Genomic DNA, 2,687 nt, shown 5'->3' on the forward strand with positions numbered 1-2,687 from the left:
CTTTGATCCATGAATTTCCGAATGGGGAAACCCACCTGAAACTCAGTTGTTGTTACCTTTGGTATCAACAACCGGGTTAACCAGGTATCTTTTACCTGAATACATAGGGTTTAAGAAGCGAACCCGGGGAACTGAAACATCTAAGTACCCGGAGGAAAGGAAATCAACAGATACTCCCCTAGTAGTGGCGAGCGAACGGGGACCAGCCGAGCCGTGAGAATGACCGGAATGTGTTGGAAAGCACAGCCAGAGTGGGTGACAGCCCCGTATGGGAAGTTTGATCGGACGTATTAAGTAGGGCGGGACACGTGAAATCCTGTCTGAAGATCGGGGGACCACCCTCGAAGGCTAAGTACTCCTTACTGACCGATAGCGAACCAGTACCGTGAGGGAAAGGTGAAAAGCACCCCGACGAGGGGAGTGAAACAGTTTCTGAAACCGGACGCCTACAAGCAGTCGGAGCCGCCTTGCGCGGTGACGGCGTACCTTTTGTATAATGGGTCAACGACTTGGTCTATCTAGCAAGCTTAAGCCGGTAGGTGTAGGCGCAGCGAAAGCGAGTCTTAAATGGGCGACTTAGTTAGATGGATCAGACCCGAAACCGAGTGATCTAGGCATGAGCAGGATGAAGGTTAGGTAACACTAACTGGAGGTCCGAACCCACACCTGTTGAAAAAGGTCGGGATGACTTGTGCCTAGGGGTGAAAGGCCAATCAAACTCGGAGATAGCTGGTTCTCCGCGAAAGCTATTTAGGTAGCGCCTCGGACGTATCCTCTTGGGGGTAGAGCACTGCATGGATGATGGGGGCCCACAGCCTTACTGAGTCTAAGCAAACTCCGAATACCAAGAAGGACTATCCGGGAGACACACGGCGGGTGCTAACGTCCGTCGTGGAGAGGGAAACAACCCTGACCAACAGCTAAGGCCCCCAATTCGTGGCTAAGTGGGAAAGCATGTGAGACTTCCAAAACAACCAGGAGGTTGGCTTAGAAGCAGCCATCCTTTAAAGATAGCGTAACAGCTCACTGGTCTAATTAAGAGGTCTTGCGGCGAAGATGTAACGGGGCTCAAGCCACGAGCCGAAGCTTTGGATGTGCATTTATGCACGTGGTAGCGGAGCGTTCTGTGATATAGAACGCTGCCTCCTTGCCATCCTCGGATGGATTGGAGGCAATGTTCTGACTGTGAAGCCGGGCTGTAAGGCATCCGGTGGAGTGATCAGAAGTGAGAATGTTGACATGAGTAGCGACAAACAGGGTGAGAGACCCTGTCGCCGAAAGTCCAAGGGTTCCTGCTTAAAGCTAATCTGAGCAGGGTAAGCCGGCCCCTAAGGCGAGGCCGAAAGGCGTAGTCGATGGGAACCAGGTTAATATTCCTGGGCCAGGAGATGGTGACGGATCACAGAGCTAGTTCTTCCTTATCGGATTGGAAGGGCTGGTGAGTGGTTCCTGGAAATAGCCCTCCATGAGACCGTACCCTAAACCGACACAGGTGGACTGGTAGAGAATACCAAGGCGCTTGAGAGAACCACATTTAAGGAACTCGGCAAAATACCTCCGTAAGTTCGCGAGAAGGAGGCCCTGTTGGTAGGCAACTATCGGCAGGGGGCACAAACTAGGGGGTGGCGACTGTTTACTAAAAACACAGGGCTCTGCGAAGCCGTAAGGCGACGTATAGGGTCTGACGCCTGCCCGGTGCCGGAAGGTTAAAAGGAGATGTGCAAGCATTGAATTGAAGCCCCGGTAAACGGCGGCCGTAACTATAACGGTCCTAAGGTAGCGAAATTCCTTGTCGGGTAAGTTCCGACCTGCACGAATGGCGTAACGACTTCCCCGCTGTCTCAAATGTGGACTCAGCGAAATTGAATTGTCTGTGAAGATGCAGACTTCCCGCGGTTAGACGGAAAGACCCCATGCACCTTTACTATAGCTTCGCACTGGCATCAGGATTGTGATGTGCAGGATAGGTGGTAGGCATTGAAGCAGTGACGCCAGTCGCTGTGGAGCCATCCTTGAGATACCACCCTTCGCACTCTTGATGTCTAACCGCGGCCCGTTATCCGGGTCCGGGACCCTGCGTGGTGGGTAGTTTGACTGGGGCGGTCGCCTCCCAAAGAGTAACGGAGGCGCGCGAAGGTTGGCTCAGAGCGGTCGGAAATCGCTCGTTGAGTGCAATGGCAGAAGCCAGCCTGACTGCAAGACTGACAAGTCGAGCAGAGACGAAAGTCGGCCATAGTGATCCGGTGGTCCCGAGTGGAAGGGCCATCGCTCAACGGATAAAAGGTACGCTGGGGATAACAGGCTGATGATGCCCAAGAGTCCATATCGACGGCATCGTTTGGCACCTCGATGTCGGCTCATCTCATCCTGGGGCTGGAGCAGGTCCCAAGGGTATGGCTGTTCGCCATTTAAAGAGGTACGTGAGCTGGGTTTAGAACGTCGTGAGACAGTTCGGTCCCTATCTGCCGTGGGTGTAGGATACTTGAGAGGAGTTGCCCCTAGTACGAGAGGACCGGGGTGAACGTTCCACTGGTGGACCAGTTGTCGTGCCAACGGCAGTGCTGGGTAGCTATGAACGGACAGGATAAACGCTGAAGGCATCTAAGCGTGAAGCCCCCCTCAAAACAAGGTATCCCTTGAGAGCCGTGGAAGACCACCACGTCGATAGGCCGGAGATGTAAGTGCAG

General features: G+C 53.6%; 1 rRNA gene (cut by a window edge). It reads left to right on the forward strand.

Annotated features, from left to right (window positions below):
• Window positions 1-2,687: ribosomal RNA gene (locus tag ESZ60_RS20265) — 23S ribosomal RNA — on the forward strand; its annotated part reaches 97 nt to the left of the window's first position; the annotation flags it as partial.

The organism is Paracoccus ravus, assembly GCF_004522175.1.
Taxonomy (GTDB): domain Bacteria; phylum Pseudomonadota; class Alphaproteobacteria; order Rhodobacterales; family Rhodobacteraceae; genus Paracoccus; species Paracoccus ravus.